Origin of the sequence: Pseudomonas sp. KB-10, assembly GCF_018221585.1 — a bacterium.
GTDB lineage: Bacteria > Pseudomonadota > Gammaproteobacteria > Pseudomonadales > Pseudomonadaceae > Aquipseudomonas > Aquipseudomonas yangonensis.
The window spans coordinates 204,652-223,305 of the sequence record NZ_QYYB01000002.1 but is presented as its reverse complement, the minus strand read 5'-3'; the positions used below and the strand labels follow the sequence as shown (position 1 = coordinate 223,305).

Below are 18,654 nucleotides of genomic sequence, written 5' to 3'. Positions count from 1 at the left end.
CAGCGATCCTGCTGTGGAAACCAGTGGAGCGTGTCTACCGTCGCGCTCCCCGTGCTCGCCATAAGAATAAAAGGAGCGCTCCATGTCACTGGCCGAAATCCGCCTGGATGACAAATACCGCCTCGCGACTGGTCACCTCTACCTGACCGGCACTCAGGCGCTCACCCGCCTGCCCATGCTGCAGAAGCAGCGTGATGCCGCCTTCGGACTCAATACCGCCTGCTTCATATCCGGCTATCGCGGCTCGCCCCTGGGCGGCCTGGACAAGAGCCTGTGGGACGCGCGCGAGTACCTCAAGCAGAACCACATCCACTTCCAGCCCGGCGTCAACGAAGAGTTGGGTGCCACCGCGGTGTGGGGCAGCCAGCAGGCCAACCTGTTCCCCGGCGCCCGTTATGACGGCGTGTTCGCCATGTGGTACGGCAAGGGGCCGGGCGTCGACCGCAGCGGAGACGTGTTCAAGCACGGCAACTCGGCCGGCGTCTCCAAGCATGGCGGTGTGCTGTTGCTGGCCGGTGATGACCATGGCTGCAAGTCCTCGACCATTGCCCACCAGAGCGAGCACGCCTTTATCGCCGCGTCGATTCCGGTACTCAACCCGGCCAACGTCCAGGAAGTGCTGGACTACGGCATCATCGGCTGGGAGCTGTCGCGCTACAGCGGCTGCTGGGTGGCACTGAAGACCATTGCTGAGAACGTCGATTCCTCGGCCGTGGTGGACGTCGACCCGCTGCGTATCCAGGTGAAGATTCCCGAGGATTTCCAGCTGCCGGAAGACGGTGTGCACATCCGCTGGCCCGATCCGCCCCTGGCCCAGGAGAAACGCCTCAACGTCTACAAGATCTACGCCGCACGCGCCTTCGCTCTGGCCAACAACCTCAACCAGGTCAAGCTCGATTCGCCAAACCCGCGCCTCGGCATCATCACCACCGGCAAATCCTACCTCGACGTGCGCCAGGCATTGGATGACCTCGGCCTGGACGAGGCGTTGTGCGCCCAGGTCGGCTTGCGCGTGCTCAAGGTCGGCATGAGCTGGCCGTTGGAACCGGTTTCGGTGCACCAGTTCGCCGAAGGCCTGGACGAAATCCTGGTGGTGGAAGAGAAGCGCAGCATCATCGAAGACCAGTTGACCGGCCAGCTCTACAACTGGCCGGTCGGCAAACGCCCGCGCGTGGTCGGCGAGTTCGACGAAGAGGGTAATTCGTTGCTGCCCAACCTCGGCGAGTTGACCCCAGCGATGATCGCCCGGGTGATCGCCAAGCGCCTGGCGCCGATCTACAGCAGCCCGACCATCGAAGAGCGACTGGCCTTCCTCGATGCCAAGGAAAAGGCACTGGCCGCGCCCAAGCACAAGACGGCGCGCACCCCGCATTTCTGCTCCGGCTGCCCGCACAACAGTTCGACCAAGGTGCCCAAAGGCAGCCGCGCTCTTGGTGGCATCGGCTGCCATTACATGACCCAGTGGATGGATCGCAGCACCGACACCTTCACCCAGATGGGCGGTGAGGGCGCCACCTGGATTGGTCAGGCGCCATTCACCGATACGCCGCACGTGTTCCAGAACCTGGGCGACGGCACCTACTTCCACTCCGGCCACCTGGCCCTGCGTGCCGCCGTGGCCTCCGGGGTCAACATCACTTACAAGATCCTCTACAACGACGCGGTGGCCATGACTGGTGGCCAGCCCATCGACGGCGAGTTGCGCATCGACCAGCTCAGCCAGCAGGTGCATGCCGAGGGTGTCAAGCGCATCGCCCTGGTCAGTGACGAGCCGGACAAGTACCCGACCCGCGCAACCTTCGCACCCGGCGTGACCTTCCATCACCGCCGCGAACTGGATGCCGTGCAGCGCGAGTTGCGCGAGTTCAAGGGCGTTTCGGTGATTCTCTACGACCAGACCTGCGCCACCGAGAAACGCCGTCGGCGCAAGCGCGGCAAGATGGTCGATCCGGCCAAGCGCGCCTTCATCAACCCGGCGGTGTGCGAAGGCTGCGGTGATTGCAGCGTGAAATCCAACTGTCTGTCGGTGCTGCCGCTGGAGACCGAACTGGGGCGCAAGCGCGAGATCGACCAGAGCGCCTGCAACAAGGACTTCAGCTGCCTGGAAGGCTTCTGCCCGAGTTTCGTCACCGTGCACGGCGGCAGCCTGCGCAAGCCCGAGGCCGTTGGCCTCGGTGCGCTGTTCATCGCCCTGCCGGAGCCCAAACAACCGGCTCTGAGCCGGCCCTGGAACATCCTCCTGCCCGGGGTCGGCGGCAGTGGCGTGACCACCGTCGGTGCGCTGCTGGGCATGGCCGCGCACATCGAAGGCAAGGGCTGCACCGTGCTCGACCAGGCTGGGCTGGCGCAGAAGTTCGGCCCGGTGATCACCCACATCCGCATCGCCGCGCGGCAGAGCGACATCTACGCGGTGCGTATCGCCGCCGGGGAAACCGATCTGCTGCTGGGCTGCGACCTGGTGGTGTCGTCCAGTGAAGAGGCGCTGGCCAAGCTCAACGACAAGATCGCCCATGCGGTGATCAACAGTCATGAGGCGGCCACCGCCGAGTTCACCCGCAACCCGGACGCCCAGGTGCCTGGCGCGGCCATGCGCGAAGCGATCAGCGAGGCAGTGGGCGAGGGCAAGACCCGCTTCGTCGACGCTACCCGCCTGGCCACTCGCCTGCTCGGCGACAGCATCGCCACCAACCTGTTCATGCTCGGCTATGCATACCAAAAGGGACTGGTGCCGGTATCGGCGGAGGCGATCAACAAGGCCATCGAACTCAATGGCGTGGCCATCGAGCTAAACCAGCAGGCGTTCCTCTGGGGGCGTCGTGCTGCGCATGATCTGGCTGCGGTGGAGAAAGTCGCTGCACCCAAGGTGGTCGAGGCGCCACATTGCAGCACGCTGGAGGAAATCGTCGCCGATCGCGTGCAGCGCCTGACCGCCTACCAAAACGCCGCCTATGCCGAGCGCTACCGCGAACTGGTCGAGCGCGTGCGCAAGGCCGACACCGATGCCGAGCAGCGCCTGAGCAAGGCCGTCGCGCGTTATTACTTCAAGCTGCTGGCCTACAAGGACGAGTACGAAGTGGCGCGGCTTTACAGCGATGCAACCTTCCGCAAGCAGCTCGAAGCGCAGTTCGAAGGTGATTACCGGCTGCAGTTCCACCTGGCGCCGAGCTGGCTGAGCAAGCCGGATGCGGTGACTGGTGAGCCGCGCAAGCGCAGTTTCGGCCCCTGGATGCTCAAGGCGTTCGCCGTACTGGCACGCTTCAAGTTCCTGCGTGGCAGCGTGCTCGATCCGTTCGGCCACAGCGCCGAGCGTCGTCTGGAACGCGAACTGATCGAGGAGTACGAAGCCAACGTGGCCTACCTGCTGGGCGAGCTCAATGGTGATAACTACCGCACGGCGGTGGCACTGGCCGAGATTCCCGAGCAGATCCGCGGCTACGGCCATGTCAAGGAAGCGGCGCTGACCAAGGCGCGCGAGCAGGCGACGCAGCTCAAGGCACGTCTGACCGTCAGCGAGATCGCCGCGGTGCAGTTGTTCGAACCGGCTGCCTGAGCCGCAAACCCATCCCCTTTGCCACCCTCTCCCATTCGGGGGAGGGGCGGCCTTTTACATCCGAGGTAACCCGATGTCCGTCTTCACTCACGTCGACTTCGATCATCACGAACAGGTGATCTACGGCCACGACAAGGCCAGTGGCCTGAAAGCCATCATCGCCATTCACGACAGCACCCTTGGCCCGGCGCTGGGCGGCTGCCGCATGTGGAACTACGCCACGGACGAGGAGGCGCTGCGCGATGTGCTGCGCCTGTCGCGCGGCATGACCTACAAATCGGCGCTGGCCCGCTTGCCGCTGGGCGGCGGCAAGGCGGTGATCATCGGCGACCCGCACACCGGCAAGAGCGAGGCGCTGTTCCAGGCCATGGGTGATTTCGTCGACAGCCTGGGCGGGCGCTACATCACGGCGGCAGATTCCGGTACCGGCGTGGCCGAGATGCGCATCATGGCCGAGCGCACCCGCCACGTATCCGGCGCCGGCCAGCGTGAGGCCTTCGACGGAGGCAGTCGTGACGGCGATCCATCGCCGTCCACCGCCTACGGCGTCTTCATCGGCATCCAGGCGGCGGTGGCGGATCGCCTGGGGCGTCAGGATCTTGAGGGCGTACGCGTGGCCATCCAGGGCGTGGGGCAGGTTGGTTTCGGCCTGGCCAAACTACTCAAGGAGGCCGGTGCCCAGCTGTGGGTGACGGATATCGTCGAGGCCAACGTGCAGCGCGCCGTCAGCCAGCTGGGCGCTACTGCGGTTGGCCAGCATGAGATCTACCGCCTCGACGTGGACGTGTTCGCGCCGTGCGCGCTGGGCGCCATCGTCAACCTGCAGACGCTGGAAGCCCTGCGCGCGCCAATCATCGCCGGCGCGGCCAACAACCAGCTGGCCGACGCCAGCCTGGCCGAGCTGCTGCGTCGCCGCGAATGCCTGTACGCGCCGGACTACGCGATCAATGCCGGCGGCATCATCGACGTCTGCTACGAGCGCACCGGTGGCAGCGCCGCAGAGCTCAAGGCGCATATCGAAGGCATCGGCCCGACTCTCACGGAGATCTTCCAGCGTGCCGAGCGCGAGGGGGAGACCACCATCGCGGTCGCCGACCGCATGGCGGTGGAGCGCTTGCGCGGCGGCCTGCAGCCAGTGCGTGCTGCAACCGCCAAGATCGTCTCCCAAGGTTGGCAGCGCTAGGAAGTGGGCGGTGGCGACATGACAAATGTGCGCGCCGCCGCTAAGATGCGGCCCGGCCGTTGCCAATACGGCCGTGTCCCCTTAGTTCAACGGATAGAATAAGCCCCTCCTAAGGGCTAGATGCTGGTTCGATTCCAGCAGGGGACGCCACGATTTGATCAGCACAAAGCCGGCTCTTGCTGCCGGCTTTGTCGTAGATGGTCTCCTGTCAGGTGCGAAACCAGGTGTCGCGAGTGCGCAGAGCCGGTTCAGGCGTATTCCAGTGCCTGTTCCGTACATTGTGCGGGCAGCAGATCCAGTGTGCGGGTATGCAGGGCTTCCAGCGAGGCGCGATGCCCGACGCTGATGACGATGGCGTCCGGCAAGGCATGTCGCAGTTGCTGATAACAGCTCCTTTCGCTCGCCTCATCCAGTGCGGAGCTGCTTTCATCCAGAAACAAGACCTTCGGCTGCAGCAACAGGGCGCGCACGAAGGCACAACGCTGCTGCTCGCCGATGCTCAGGGTCTGCGACCAGTCGAGTTCGGCGTCGAGCTGCTCGCTCAGGTGGCCGATACCGCACTGATGCATCGCCGCCAGCAGCCGCGGGTCTTCTTCAGGGTGTGGCGCTGATGGGTACCAGAGCATGTCGCGCAGCGTGCCCAGGGGCAGGTAGGGCTTTTGCGCCAGGGTGAGGGTGCTGCCCAGATCGTAGCGCGCCGCGCCGCTGGCATGGTTCCAGATGCCGGTCAGGGCACGGATCAGCGTGGACTTGCCGAAGCCGGACGGTGCCCGGATCAGCAGGCGCTCGCCGGGCTGCATGTGCAGGTCGAACCCTTCGAGCAGCCGTCTGCCGTTCGGCAGCCACAGCGACAGATCCTGCACGTCGAAGCCTTCCGTCTGGTGCTCGAGGCGCACGCCATTTTCGCTACCGACGCTGCCCAGGCGTTGCTGAAAACCGGTCAGGCGGTCGACCACCGATTTCCATTCGGCGACTTCGGGAAACACCTTGACCAGATAGGCCATGGCCTCGTGAACCTCGCCAAAGGCGGCGCTGAGCTGGGTCAGACGGCCCAGGGGAAAAGCGCCGGCGAAGAACTGGGGCGCCATGATGAACATGGGAATGATCATGGCGCTACGCATGTAGAAGGTGGAGTAGCCGAGCACGATCTTCTGCTGTTTCACCAGGGACCAGAAATTCTCCAATGCCGCCCCCAGGCGCTGGCTGAAACGGGCGTGCTCTTCGCTCTCGCCCCGGTACTGAGCCACGGCTTCGGCGTTTTCGCGCAGGCGCATCATGGCGAAGCGGAAATCCGCCTCACGACGCTGCTGGATGAAATTCAGGCGGGGCAACGTGCGCCCCAGCCAGAAGGCGCCGCCAGTACCGAGGATGGAGTAAAGCAGCGCGGCCCACACCAGCAAGCCGGGAATCACCAGCTCCTCGCCAGCGACGGGAATCTTCACCAAGCTCGATGCCTGCCAGAGAATATGCAGGAAGGAGAACAGCGACAGCAGGGCGGTCATCAGGCCCAGGCTGAGTTTCAGCGACATGGTGATGAACAGGTTGATGTCGTCGGCGATGCGCTGGTCGGGGTTGTCCGTCTCCGGAGCCGTCAGTTGCAGCTTGAGGTAGCGTTGGCGCTGCAGCCAGAGTTGCAGGGTGTTCTCGGTGGCCCAGCGGCGCCAGCGCAGGGTGAGTTTCTGCTGGAAATGGAAGGCGGCCACGGTGAAGGTGGCCAGGCCCATCTGCAGGAATAGGAACTGCACGCCACCGATCAGGAAGGCGTCGTAGTCGAGTGCCTGCAGGGCGTTGTAGAAGTGCAGGTTCCAGAAGTTGTACAGCAGGTTGACCCCGACCAGGCACAGGTTCATCAGGATCGTGCCGAATAGCAGCAGGAAGGCTGGACGCCTTTCGGCAGAAGACCAGAACGGCCGGGCGAGCAACCAGAAATCACGTAATGTCTGCATGTGGCCTCGAGTTGCCCGGCGTGAAACGCGTTGAGTTTATAGAGGGGCGTCTATACCATCAACGCTAATCGTTCTCATCATTTTTTGACCCACAGCGGCGGAGGCCGGCCATCGAATTCCCGGACTGGCTGTGCCAAGCATGGCCACCCATCCAGCGTGTGATCCAGGTGGAGCGCCAGGGGCGTACTTCGGTGCCGCTGCCCGAGCTGGCTGACACCAGTGTGCTGTACCCCCTGCTCGAGTGCTTCGCCGAGCTCTACCCCGGCATCAAGCGCCCCCCAGTCGCCTCCCAGTGGTCGATGAATTACCTCAGCGTCACGCTGCCGGCCACGCTGGCGGCCGTGTTGACGCGTGACCGGGCCATTGCCTTCTGGGATCAGGAGGTCGCCTTGTTGCACGAGGTTGGCCAGCCCCGGGCGTTGTGGCTGCCGACGCCGCAGGCGGCACTTGCCGCCCGGCAGCGCGATGACTACTGGGCGCGCCTGCTGCATGAGCATTTGGAGCCATTGTTCGCCAGCATTGCAGCCTGGGGGGGATTGGCACCGAAGATACTCTGGGGCAACTTTGCCGCCATCTGGGACGGCGCCTTCGCACGCATTGACGCCAAGCTGGAGCGTGAAGGTTTCGCGGAGGCCCACCGCTGGCTGGAGCGGGCGGTGGTCGCCGACGGTCGCATCAAGCCGAGAAGTCTGCAATGGATGGTCGACTCACCGGCGCCCGAGATCTGCGCGCGTATTCCCTTGCGCCGTCATTGCTGCCTGCATTACCAGTTGCATGCCCCGGTACCCGATCAGCCGCAGGTGCTGTGCGAGTCCTGTCCGAAGCTGCATCGCCTGCCCGAGGCGGATCAGGCAAGTTACTTGCGGTTGATATATCAGCAGTGAATTTGACCGGTCTCAAGAGACGTATCCGAGTCTGCCTCTAAGACAGTTCCCTGATCCACCTTGATCAGCCGGTCGGCGAGCTGGAAGTAGGCATCGTCGTGCGAAATCACGATCACCAGTTTTCCACGCTGGCGCAGATCCGGAAGGATCTTGGTGTAGAAGAAGCGCTTGAACACCGGGTCCTGATCCGCCGCCCATTCATCGAACAGGTAGCAGGGGCGGTCGTCGAGGTAGGCGGCCAGAAGGGCCAGGCGTTTGCGTTGACCGGTGGAGAGATCCAGTGTGGACAAGCGGCCGCCATCAATATTGACCTTGTGCGACAGTTGCAGATGCGCCAGGTAGTCACGGGCCTGCTGCATGAGTTGTGGGTCATCGCCGTCGAGCATGTGCTCGAACAGACAGAAGTCGGTGAAGATCGCCGAGAAGTGCTGGCGGTAGATCTGGTTCTGGGTGCTTGAAGACACCTGGCCGTCAAGCAGCAGTTCGCCGCCTTCGGGCTGGTACAACCCGGTCAGTAGCAGGGCCAGGGTGGTTTTGCCGCTGCCATTACCGCCAGTGATGAAGACCACTTCGCCCGCCCGCAGGTCGAGGTCGAACGGGCCGAGGGTAAAGCGGCCATCCTCGCCCTCACGGTAGTAGGTATGGCGCACATCACGACAGTTCAGCGAGCGCACATGGCGTGCTGGCACCAGGTTGTGGCCTGGCGTGTCGGCCACCTCCAGTTGCCCTTCGAGGGCGCCGATCTTGCGTAGCGAGACGCTGGCCCTGCCCAGACCAGGCAGGGCGTTCATCAACTCCGACAGCGGCGTGATCATGTATAGCAGGGTGAGTATGTAGCCGGTCACCAGCGTCGCGCTGAGCTCGATGAACTGCGGGACGACGAACAGCACCGTGCCGATCAGCAGGTAGAAAATGCCATTGCCCCAGTTGAGCACTAGGGCGTAGATGCTCATGCCGCGCACGAAGTCGCGGCGATACTGCTGGCTGATGGGGTAGAGCAGGCGTTCGAAGAACTGCAGGCGCCGCGCGTGGTTGAGTTGCAGTTCCTTGCTGCCGTCGGTGAGTAAGCGGTACTGGTCGAACAACTGATCCTTCAGTTCACGTGCCTTGCCTATCGAGGTCAGCGCCTTGCGCTGTGGCCAATGGAAGCTGGCCGCGCCGAGCACGATCAGCACTGCCGTGAGTGCCAGCAGTGGCAAGCTGAGCCAGCCCAGGTAGCCCAGGCAGGCTAGAACAATGCCGCTATTGACCAGCAGGGTGGGCATCAGCTCGACGGCCTGGCTGATGGTATGCGTGTCGTCGGTGAGCATCGCCAGCAGACGATGCTTACCCAGGTGTTGCAGACGTGGATAGGGCGTGTCGATCAGCTTGCTGCTCAGATGCAGACGCATGTCGCTGACCGTAGTCTGCCCCAGGCGTAGCAGGCTTATGTCGGAGAGGATGCGTGCAACCACCACCAAGACGACCAGGCCGGCGAACAGCAATCCATCGGTCGGGCGCAAGTGGCTGAAATCGGCCAGGGAATGGTTGATGTTAGCGATCAGACCGGCCGCCGCGAGGCCACAGGCCAGGCCGGTGAGAGTCGCGATCAGCAGGCTGCGCCAGGAGCGTCGCGCCAGTAGCAGTAACAAATCCATTTCCGTTGATCATCCAGATCGTTGAGCGAGGCTGGGCAGAATGCTGTGCTTGGCTATAAAAGCAAATCATTCTTGTAAAGAATGCAAATTATGTTGAAATGATATCGATTTGTATTCCGGCGCTTTGCCGGGATTGGGGGAGGTTGGAGCATGTCGTTGCGGCCTTCAGGAACCAAATAAGACCCATGAGAACCAGGGCTCGATGATCATATTCAAGAAGAACACGTTGGCATTGGCTGTCGCGTCCAGTCTGATGGCTGTGACTGCGGCGATGGCAGCTGAAGAACCCGGTGCAGAGAAGGCGCTTGAGTTAAAGGAAGTGGTGGTTACTGGCGAGAAGATCCAGCGCAGCCAGGACAGGACACTCTCCAGTGTCGCCGTCGTGACTGCCGAGGATATTCGCAGCCACGGAGATCAAGATCTTCAGGGCGTGCTGGATCGCACTCCGGGCGTCTACGCCCAGTCGGGTAACGAGAACTGGGGGATTCGCGGTATTCCGGTGAGTGGATTCGATGATCAGGGGCCGGCTGCCATGAATGGCGCGGTCTCGGTGTATGTCGATGATGCGCTACAGGTCAACAGGCTGCTCACCCACAACCCCATTCAGCTCTGGGACATGGAGCAGGTGGAAATCTATCGTGGTGCTCAGTCGACCACTCAGGGACGTAACTCCCTGGCTGGCGCCATCATCATGAAGAGCAAAGATCCGACCTTCGATCCCGAGTTTTCGGTGAGAAGCAATGCTGGTAAGTACGGAGAGCGTGGTGCTTCGGCCATGGCCAACGGCACCCTGATTGACGGCCTCGTCGCGGGCCGTCTGGCTGTCGATTACCAGACCTCCGATGGCTATATCGAAAACGAATTCCTGGACATGGACGCCAACCAGCTGCGCTCGTCCAACATTCGCGGCAAGTTCCTCATTTTGCCGTCCGACGACATGGATTTGCTGCTGACCTTTGCTCGTACCAAGCAGCGTAGTGGCCTCAATGCAACGGCGGCGACTAACGGTAGACCCGATTACTACAGCGTTTACGAGAATACCGAGACCTACAATACGCTGAACCAGAATACCGCTACGGCCAAGCTGGACTACCGCCTGGATGATTTTTGGACTCTGACCAGCGTTACCTCCGGAACCTGGTCGAAGTACGATTCCATTCTCGACTTCGATCGCACTACCGCCGACAACCCCACCCAGACCGCTCCTCGTCATCATGATCAGAGCTTGGGCAGTCAGGAGTTTCGCCTGGGCTACGTCTCGGATCGTGTAGATGGTGTAGTAGGTGCCTATCTGGGACGTTCCAAGGGCGAGATCGACGATCAACTGGTCAACAACGGAACGGTGCTGCTGAACCAGAAGGGCGAGATCAATATCAGGAGCCAAGCCTTGTTCGGTGAACTCAACTGGGAGTTCGTGGACGACTGGCAATTGATTACCGGATTGCGTTGGGATCACGAAAAGAACAACACCAAGATCAACTATCCGATCCGTGTGGTTTCCGTTACAGACCCTACCGTAGATGAAGACATCAGCTCCAGCGTGCTACTGCCGAAGATCGGTATCAGCCATGATCTCACCGAGAACCAAGTGCTCGGTCTGACGTGGCAGCGTGGTTATCGCAGCGGTGGTGTGAACATTCGTAGCCGCGCCCGTCATGATAGTTATGACCCCGAGTTCACCAGCACCTACGAGTTGGCCTGGCGTGGCAACTGGCTGGATCGCCGTTTGCGCACGACTGCCAATCTCTACCACACCACCTGGAAAGACCAGCAGGTATCGTTCCGTAATATCGCCGATGGCACCACTCAGGTATCCAACGCTGCCGACAGCCGCATGATCGGTCTGGAATTTTCCGCAGAGTATCTGGTGACCTCGCAACTGTTGCTCAATGCCGGTTTCGCCTACAACGATACCAAGTACAAGTCCTTCGTCCGAGATGGCGTGGATCTCAGCGGCTATGAGTTCGTCTACGCCCCGAAGAAGATGGCCAACGTGGGCGCCAACTACACCTTCGATAACGGCCTGATGATCGGTGGTGACGTCATCTACCAAGGGCGAAGCATCTCCAACTTCGATGCCAACGGCGCTCGTGAAATAACCAAGGTACGTCGTAACGACAGCGTCACGCTGGTGAATCTCAATGCCGAGTTGCCAATCGGTAATCTGACGCTCAGCGGTTATGTTCACAACCTGTTCGATGAGCAATACATCACCAATAACCAGAGCGACAGCCTGCTCGACGTCGGTGCGCCGATGACCCTGGGTGTGGCGGCTCGTTACGACTTCTAGATGTTGCCGGGCGGTGGCCATTTAAACGGACTGGTCTTTTGCAGCCAGTGCACCTGCCTACGAGCAGCCTGCTGCGGTCATCGACCGCAAGGCGTTGCTGAGTGCCTATCAGGCGCAGCGTCATGGGCTGCTTAACCTGGCGACGCGCGTACTGGGCTGTCGCAGCAGGGCCGAGGATGTGCTGCAGGATGCCTTTCTCAAATTGTGGGAGGGCGGTCTCAAGCTGTCTCGGGTCGAGTCGCCCGAGCGGTATCTGACGCGCCTGGTGCGTAATCTGGCCATCGATCATCTGCGCCGCCTGCAACTGGAACAGCGCTACGGTGCGGCCGCTGAGCTGGCCGACCTGCAGCCTTCGGAAATTTCCCCAGAGCAGACCGTAGGTGGGCAGCAGGCGGTGCGCCAGTTGCTCGATGCGCTGGCCGAGCTGACCCCGCGCATGCGCCGGGTATTCACCCTCAGTCAGCTCGATGGCCTCACCCAGCGCGAGGTGGCGACGCGGCTGGGTACCTCGCCGGCGCTCATCAATCTGATTCTGCGCGATACCCTAGGGCATTGCCGTGTTCGACTCGACGGGCAGTGCTCGCGCAACTGCCCCCTGGCCAAGAGGTTCTGAATGAAGCTGCTGCGTCTGGTTTTCCACGAATATCGCTGGTCCATCGCGCTGGTGCTGGGGCTCAGCCTGGGCAGCGCATTGCTCAGCGTGGCGGTGATTGCCTTCATCAATCAGCGCATGCTCACCCCGGCGAGCAATCCGGGGGTAGCGCTGGGGCAGTTCGTCGCATTGCTGGCCTTGCTGCTGGTGCTGGCCTCGGCGGCGCAACTGTCGCTGACGGCGCTGGGCCATCGCTTCGTCTATCGCCTGCGCCGCGCGTTGGTGAAGCGGGTGCTGGACACCAGCATCGAGCGTCTGGAGATCATCGGTGGCTCCAACATCATCGCCAGCCTGTCCAGCGACATCCGCAATATCACCCTGGCCTTCGTCCATCTGCCCGAACTGATCTACGGCGGCGTGCTGACGCTGGCGGCGTTCGCCTATCTGGCCTGGCTGTCGCCGGGGCTGTTCGTCACCACATTGCTGTGGATGAGTTTCACCCTCGGCGTAGGCTGGCTACTGGTCGGGCGCCTCAATCATCACCTGCGCATGCTGCGTGAGTCCGAGGATCGTCTCTACGGCGACTACCAGGCGGTGATCGACGGGCGCAAGGAGCTGACCCTCAACCGCGACCGCGCGCAGCGCCTGTACGAGGACGAGTTCGACCTCAGCGCGCGCGCCTATCGCGATCACGTGACGCTGGCAGACCGTTACCACGGCCTGGCCAGCAACTGGGCCAACATCATGGTGCTGGGCACCATCGGCCTGGTGTTCTACCTGGCCAACGGCCTGGGTTGGGCCTCCACAGCGGTGGCCTCGACCTATGCGCTGACCATTCTGTTCATGCGCACGCCATTGGTTTCGGCGGTGGCGGCGATTCCGACGCAGATCGCCGGGCGCGTGGCGCTGGACAAGGTCGAGTCGCTGGCGCTGGCACCGCATGTGGAGGCGTTCGAGCATCCAGCTGACCCCTTGAGCGGACAGTGGCAGGTGCTGGAACTGCATGAGGTGGAGTACCGCTATCCGGCACAGGACGGCGAGCCCGGCTTCGACGTAGGCCCGGTCAGTCTGCGCCTTGAGCGCGGCGAAACGGTGTTTCTGGTCGGCGGCAACGGCAGCGGCAAGTCGACTCTGGCGCGTCTGCTGACGGGCCTGTACATCCCGCAGCGCGGCGAGATCCGTGTCGATGGCCGGGTGCTCGGGCCGCAGGAGTGGCCGGCCTACCGCCAGCTGTTCGCATCGGTGTTCACCGACTATCACCTGTTCTCGCAGCTGCTTGGCCCACGCGGCGTGGCGGCGTCGGATGAGGAACTCGATCACTGGCTGGGCAGCTTGCACATCCGCCACAAGGTGCAGGTGGCGGCGGGGCGCCTGCGTGATACACGTCTGTCCGCCGGTCAGCGCAAGCGTCTGGCCTTGCTCCTGGCGTTGCTCGAAGCGCGCGACGTCCTGCTGCTCGACGAATGGGCCGCCGACCAGGATCCGCTGTTCCGACAGGTGTTCTACCGCGAGCTGTTGCCTCAGTTGAAGGCCGCTGGCAAGACCGTATTCGCCATCAGCCACGACGATCACTACTTCGACCAGGCCGACCGCCTGCTGAAGATGGATGGTGGGCAGCTCCACGAACTGCAGGGCGAGCATCGCGCCCGGGCCAGTCGCAACGCACTGCTGGAGATTGGTGGCGCCGCCCGTTCCTGAATGCCGATTGCCCGCGCTGCGCCCGCATCATGCGGGTGCAGCCGTTTTTGCGGAGTGATTTCATATTCCGCAGGAAATCGCTCTAAACATTGCCTAACGAAAGTTCGCTCTGCGAGACCAAGTGCCGCCTCGGCGAGCGCAAGTCTTCCTCTATAGGTGTCTAGGAGCTTTGGTCGGTCCGCAGGGCACGCCGGGCGCCATCGCATGCATCGCACAACCGCGCGCTGACCTTAGCCGTTCAGCGGCAGTGCCCGCGTCGGGGCCCGATCCTGGAGGTCGGCGGCCGCAACTCCAGCGTTTGCGGCAGCTGCCACCGTTGATCATACCGGCGCCGAGTTTATGCTGGCTGGTTGCCACTCGAGCGGGTAGGACGACCATTCAGCGGTTGCCTAGTCAATCCATCGCAGAGCGTACCCTCTTTCCATGATGGCAGTACTGTGTCGAATTGCTATCTAAATGATAAAAATTACTATTTAGTTTCATTCTGGTATTGGTTAGGCTAGCGAGCGATTTTTTGACAGGCCAGCGGATTGGCTGGCGGTATCGGGGGAGAAGATGATGTCGAAAGCAGTGCAGGGTGCTGGACGTTTTCAACTGAAGTGTCTGGCCGTGGTGATTGCTGCCACATGCCATGGAACGGTTCAGGCGCAAGATGACCAGGTGACGCTGCCGTCACAGACGGTCACCGGCGAGCTGGACCGTCCGCAAGGCCCGGACTACGGCTACAAGGCCGAGAAAAGCCTGACCGCCAGCAAAACCAGCACGCCGCTGTCGGAAACGCCGCGTTCGGTGTCGGTAGTGACCCGCAAGCGTATCGAAGACCAGAAATCGCAGAGCCTCACCGATGTGCTGGGCTATGTGCCAGGAATCTTCGCGCCACCATTCGCCGTGGGCGACGGCCTGGCGGGTGACTACTTCTTTATCCGTGGTTTCAATGCCACCGACTACGGCTATGGCCTGCTGCGCGACGGTCTGCGTGTGCAAGGCAACCGCTACGACACCACCAGCGAGCCTTATGGTCTGGAACGGGTGGAAGTGTTTCGCGGGCCGACCTCGATCCTCTATGGCGAGAACGCACCGGGTGGTCTGGTCAACCTGGTCAGCAAGCGCCCGACCGCTGCTTCGCAGGGCGAAGTACAGCTCAGTTATGGCTCCAACAACCGCCGTCAACTTGGCGTAGATGTTTCGGGCCCATTGAGCGATAGCGGCAATGTGCTGGGGCGCGTGGTGTTGTTGGGGCGTAATGCCGACACTGCGGTCGACCACGTACAAGATGACCGTATCTACGTCGCGCCGTCGCTGACCTTGAATTTTGACGATTACAACAGTTTGACCTTGCTGGCCAACTACCAGAAGGATCGCACTAAGATTCAGCTGGGCTTGCCGGCTGCCGGTACGCTGCTACCCAACCCCAACGGTAAGCTGGACAAGGACACCCTTGTGGGTCACCCGGACTGGGACGACTTCGATCGCGAAGTCTGGACGCTGGGCTACGAGTACACTCACCGCTTCAACGACGATTGGCAGTTCCGCCAGAACTCGCGCTATATGCAGTCGCGTATCCAGCGCAACGAAGTCTGGCCGAGCAGCAGTTTGTCCAGTGCCAATTACAGCAGTACTGTGGGCACCAACCTGGCACGTGATCGTTACAACAAGTCCATGACCTACTCGCTGGATAATCAGCTGGAGGGCAAATTTGCCACGGGAGCTCTACAGCACACCCTGCTGATGGGGCTGGCCTTCGACCGCACTTCCTTCAATCAGAATCAGGACGTCGGTGTCATCCCGCTGATTGATTACTACAATCCGGCCTGGGGCGTGGTGGGTGAACCGACCACTCCGATTGCTCAAGGCAATACCTTGCTTGAGCAGAAGATGACTGGCGTCTACAGCCAGTTGCAGAGCAAGTATGAGAACTGGATTTTTCTGCTCGGTGGTCGTTTCGACTCGGTCGACAACGAGTACCGCAACAAACTGGCGCCGGCCTCCGATCTTGATTTCAGCGATCACAAGGGGACCTGGCAGGGCGGTGTGATGTACCAGTTCGAAAACGGTCTGTCGCCCTACTTCAGTTACTCCACGGCTTTCGTACCGGTGCAGGAAACCTCCGCCACCAACGGTCCTCTGGACCCAATCACCGCCGAGCAGTACGAGGTGGGTCTGAAGTACGAGCCAAAGGGCTGGAACACCATGTTCACTGCCGCTGTATTCGACCTGCGTAAGGAGAATGACGTTTATTTCGAGGCGGGGATCAATGATTACCGTCAGGTTGGTGAGAGCCGCTCCAAGGGCGTCGAGCTGGAGGTCAGCAGTGATATCAGCGCCAATCTGAATATCACGGCTGCCTACACCTACACCGATGCACGTGTCACCAAGGATGCGCCGGGCTCACTGCTCGAAGGCAATCAGATGACCGGCGTACCGCGCAACCAGGCATCGGTCTGGGCCAACTACCGCTTCCTCGATGGGGCCCTGCGTGGTCTGCGTCTGGGTGGTGGTGTGCGTCATTTCGACAGTACCTTCGCTTACACCAACCCGCCCGGTACCAACCCCGCTGTCGTCTCCTATGGCCGTTTGGATACCGGCGACGTCACCCTGGTCGATGCCGCTATCGGCTATGACATCGACGAGAACTGGTCGGTCGATCTCAACGCCAAGAACCTCTTCGATAAAGAGTACGTAGCAGGTTGCAACAATGCCGGACGCTGCTACTGGGGCGATGAACGCACCTTCCTCGGTACCGTGTCGCTGCGCTGGTAAGCGGCAACCGAGTGGGCAAACCAAGGCGAGGGGGCAACCCTTCGCCTTTTTGCATAAGTAAGGACAACGGATGACGAGTTTGAGCCGCCCCGGCCAGCCCGCCGCTGTACGTGGGTTCGGTCACGCTGGCCTCGCGCTGCTGGGTCTGGCGCTGCTGCTGGCCATGCTGCTTTGGCAGGGCGTATTACGCCATCCTTGGCCAACGACCGAGGCCTGGCTGGCGCCGCTGTCGTCGCAGCCTTCGCTCGACGGCCTGTTGCTTTGGTGGACGCAACTGCCCCGTGCCTTTGCCGGAGTACTGGTGGGCGCCTGCCTGGGCGTTTCCGGGGCGATCATGCAGCTGATCACGCGCAACCCGCTGGTGTCGCCGGATCTGCTCGGCATCACCGCCGGGGCGCAACTGGGCGTGATCCTCGGCATGCTTCTGCCTGGCTCGCTGGGTTTGCCGCTGATCTTTGTCGGCGGCCTGCTGGCGGCCTTGTTCACCTTCCTCATGGCCGGCGGCTGGAACACCTCGCCGCTGCGCCTGACCCTGGCCGGAGTGGCAGTGGCGCAGACCTTCGCCGCGCTGATCGCACTGTTTCTCAGCCTCAACGACCAGGCCGCGATGGTGGTGTCGCTGTGGAACACCGGTTCGCTGCAGCAGTTGGGCTGGGGCGCGATGCATCCGGTGCTGTATCTGTTGCCGCTGATTGCACTGGCTCTGCTGGTGCTGATGCGGCCGATGAACCTGGCGGTGCTGGGCGACGGGCAGATGCGCTCGCTGGGGCTCTCGCCGGCCTGGCTGAAAGGGCTGAGCATCGTCCTCGGCAGCCTGCTGGCGGCGCTGGCCATTCATCTGGCCGGGCCGCTGGGCTTCATCGGGCTTATCACGCCGAACCTGTTGCGCTTTGCCTTCGCTGTGGTTCGGCCTTCTCGACTGATCCCCTTGTGCGCGATATGGGGCGCACTGCTTACGTTACTCGCCGATGCGCTGGTAGCTGCGGTAGAGCCCTGGATCCAATTGCCGCTGGGGGTGCTGTCGGCCATTCTCGGTTCGCTGGCGATCCTCTTACTGCTGCGTTACGGGCGCAGCGCGCCGGTGGCGGCGGTCACTGCGAGCATGCCGGGCGAGAGCCGGGCCATGCGCTTGCCCTTGTGGTCGTTCGTCGTGCTCGCGGTGCTGATCTGCCTGGCGCTGCTGGTAGCGGGCACGGCGCAGGGGGAGTCGGGTGTCTGGGTGTTCTGGCAACGGGTCTGGAGCGGCGAGCCCATGGCCATGACGTTGCTCGATTTGCGCCTGCCGCGCCTGCTGGTGGACATGGCCGCTGGCGCGCTGCTGGCAACTGCCGGGATGCTGTTGCAGGCGGTGACACGCAACCCGCTGGCCGGCCCGGAAATTCTCGGGGTGAGCCAGATGGCAGCGCTGGTGGTGCTGCTGGCCCTGATCTTCATGCCCGAGCTGGCCGTTGCCTGGCGGTTCCCGCTGGCCTGGCTGGGCGCCGGCCTGGCGCTGGTGATCGTCATCGGCCTCAACCTGCGTCACGGCCTGGAGCCGCTGCGCGTAACGCTCACCGGCTTTGCCATTAGCGGCGTGGTGCTTGCCGTGGTGAGCCTGCTGATGGCGCAGTTCACCAGCAATATCGCCCAGGCGCTGATCTGGATGGTGGGCAGCAGTTATGGGCGAACCTGGAGTGATCTGCAGGCCATGCTGCCCTGGTTGGTGATCGGCCTGGCGCTGTGCGCGGCGACCATGCGCTGGATGGATCTGCTGCAGCTGGGCGATGGTGTAGCCGGCAGCCTCGGACTGTCGGTGCCGAGCAGGCGCGTGTTGCTGATCGTGCTGGCCAGTGCATTGATTGCAGCGGCTGTGGCGGTGGTCGGCCCGGTGGCGTTCATCGGCTTGCTGGTGCCACATGGCGTGCGTTTGCTGGGCTTTCATCGCGCTCGCCAACGCTTGGTGGCGGCGCCGCTGTTGGGCGCGACCCTGCTGGCCTCGGCTGACTTGCTCGGGCGCGTGCTGCTGGCACCGCTGGACATCCCGCTGGGAATCGCCACGGCCGCCATCGGTGCGCCGTTGTTCCTGCTGTTGCTCAGCCGTGTCTATTTCAGTGACAAAAGGAGCTAGTGCGGTG

Annotated in this window: 10 protein-coding genes and 1 tRNA gene; 9 read left to right on the top strand and 2 right to left on the bottom strand. The window is 62.4% G+C overall.

Annotated features, from left to right (window positions below):
• The first annotated feature begins 82 nt into the window (after positions 1-82).
• The 3 genes from DXK50_RS06010 (at position 83) to DXK50_RS06000 (ending at position 4,883) form a co-directional block, all read left to right on the top strand.
• Entirely contained in the window at positions 83-3,550 is a 3,468-nt protein-coding gene (locus tag DXK50_RS06010) for an indolepyruvate ferredoxin oxidoreductase family protein (protein ID WP_212629678.1), read from the top strand.
• Positions 3,551-3,623: 73 nt separating this feature from the next.
• Complete coding sequence (locus DXK50_RS06005) at positions 3,624-4,733, top strand: Leu/Phe/Val dehydrogenase (protein ID WP_212629677.1); 1,110 nt, start codon at positions 3,624-3,626, stop codon at positions 4,731-4,733.
• 75 nt (positions 4,734-4,808) lie between these two features.
• Positions 4,809-4,883: transfer RNA gene (locus DXK50_RS06000), tRNA-Arg, on the top strand.
• Between the two features lie 98 nt (positions 4,884-4,981).
• Here DXK50_RS06000 and DXK50_RS05995 read toward each other — a convergent pair.
• Positions 4,982-6,679, bottom strand: a complete 1,698-nt coding sequence (locus tag DXK50_RS05995; protein WP_212629676.1) for an ABC transporter ATP-binding protein/permease — start codon at positions 6,677-6,679, stop codon at positions 4,982-4,984.
• A 233-nt stretch (positions 6,680-6,912) separates the two neighbouring features.
• Here DXK50_RS05995 and fhuF point away from each other — a divergent pair, with 233 nt between their 5' ends.
• The gene (gene fhuF / locus DXK50_RS05990) at positions 6,913-7,563 is read left to right on the top strand and encodes a siderophore-iron reductase FhuF (protein WP_212629995.1); all 651 of its coding nucleotides are present in this window, start codon (positions 6,913-6,915) and stop codon (positions 7,561-7,563) included.
• Here the strand turns inward: fhuF and DXK50_RS05985 are convergent.
• Complete coding sequence (locus tag DXK50_RS05985) at positions 7,554-9,200, bottom strand: cyclic peptide export ABC transporter (RefSeq protein WP_212629675.1); 1,647 nt, start codon at positions 9,198-9,200, stop codon at positions 7,554-7,556. The two genes, fhuF and DXK50_RS05985, sit on opposite strands and share 10 nt — an antisense overlap.
• Positions 9,201-9,402: 202 nt before the next feature.
• Here DXK50_RS05985 and DXK50_RS05980 point away from each other — a divergent pair, with 202 nt between their 5' ends.
• From DXK50_RS05980 to fhuB, 5 genes are all read left to right on the top strand, one after another.
• Complete coding sequence (locus DXK50_RS05980) at positions 9,403-11,490, top strand: TonB-dependent receptor (protein ID WP_212629674.1); 2,088 nt, start codon at positions 9,403-9,405, stop codon at positions 11,488-11,490.
• Between the two features lie 94 nt (positions 11,491-11,584).
• Positions 11,585-12,103 (top strand): sigma-70 family RNA polymerase sigma factor, encoded by a 519-nt coding sequence (locus DXK50_RS05975; protein ID WP_249186702.1) that lies wholly within the window; start codon positions 11,585-11,587, stop codon positions 12,101-12,103.
• A complete protein-coding gene (locus DXK50_RS05970) occupies positions 12,104-13,780 on the top strand; it encodes a multidrug ABC transporter permease/ATP-binding protein (RefSeq protein ID WP_212629673.1) in 1,677 nt (558 codons plus the stop codon).
• 558 nt (positions 13,781-14,338) lie between these two features.
• Complete coding sequence (locus DXK50_RS05965) at positions 14,339-16,540, top strand: TonB-dependent siderophore receptor (RefSeq protein ID WP_212629672.1); 2,202 nt, start codon at positions 14,339-14,341, stop codon at positions 16,538-16,540.
• 70 nt (positions 16,541-16,610) lie between these two features.
• Positions 16,611-18,647, top strand: coding sequence for a Fe(3+)-hydroxamate ABC transporter permease FhuB (fhuB, locus tag DXK50_RS05960; RefSeq protein ID WP_212629671.1), 2,037 nt, complete (start codon positions 16,611-16,613; stop codon positions 18,645-18,647).
• Positions 18,648-18,654 lie beyond the last annotated feature (7 nt).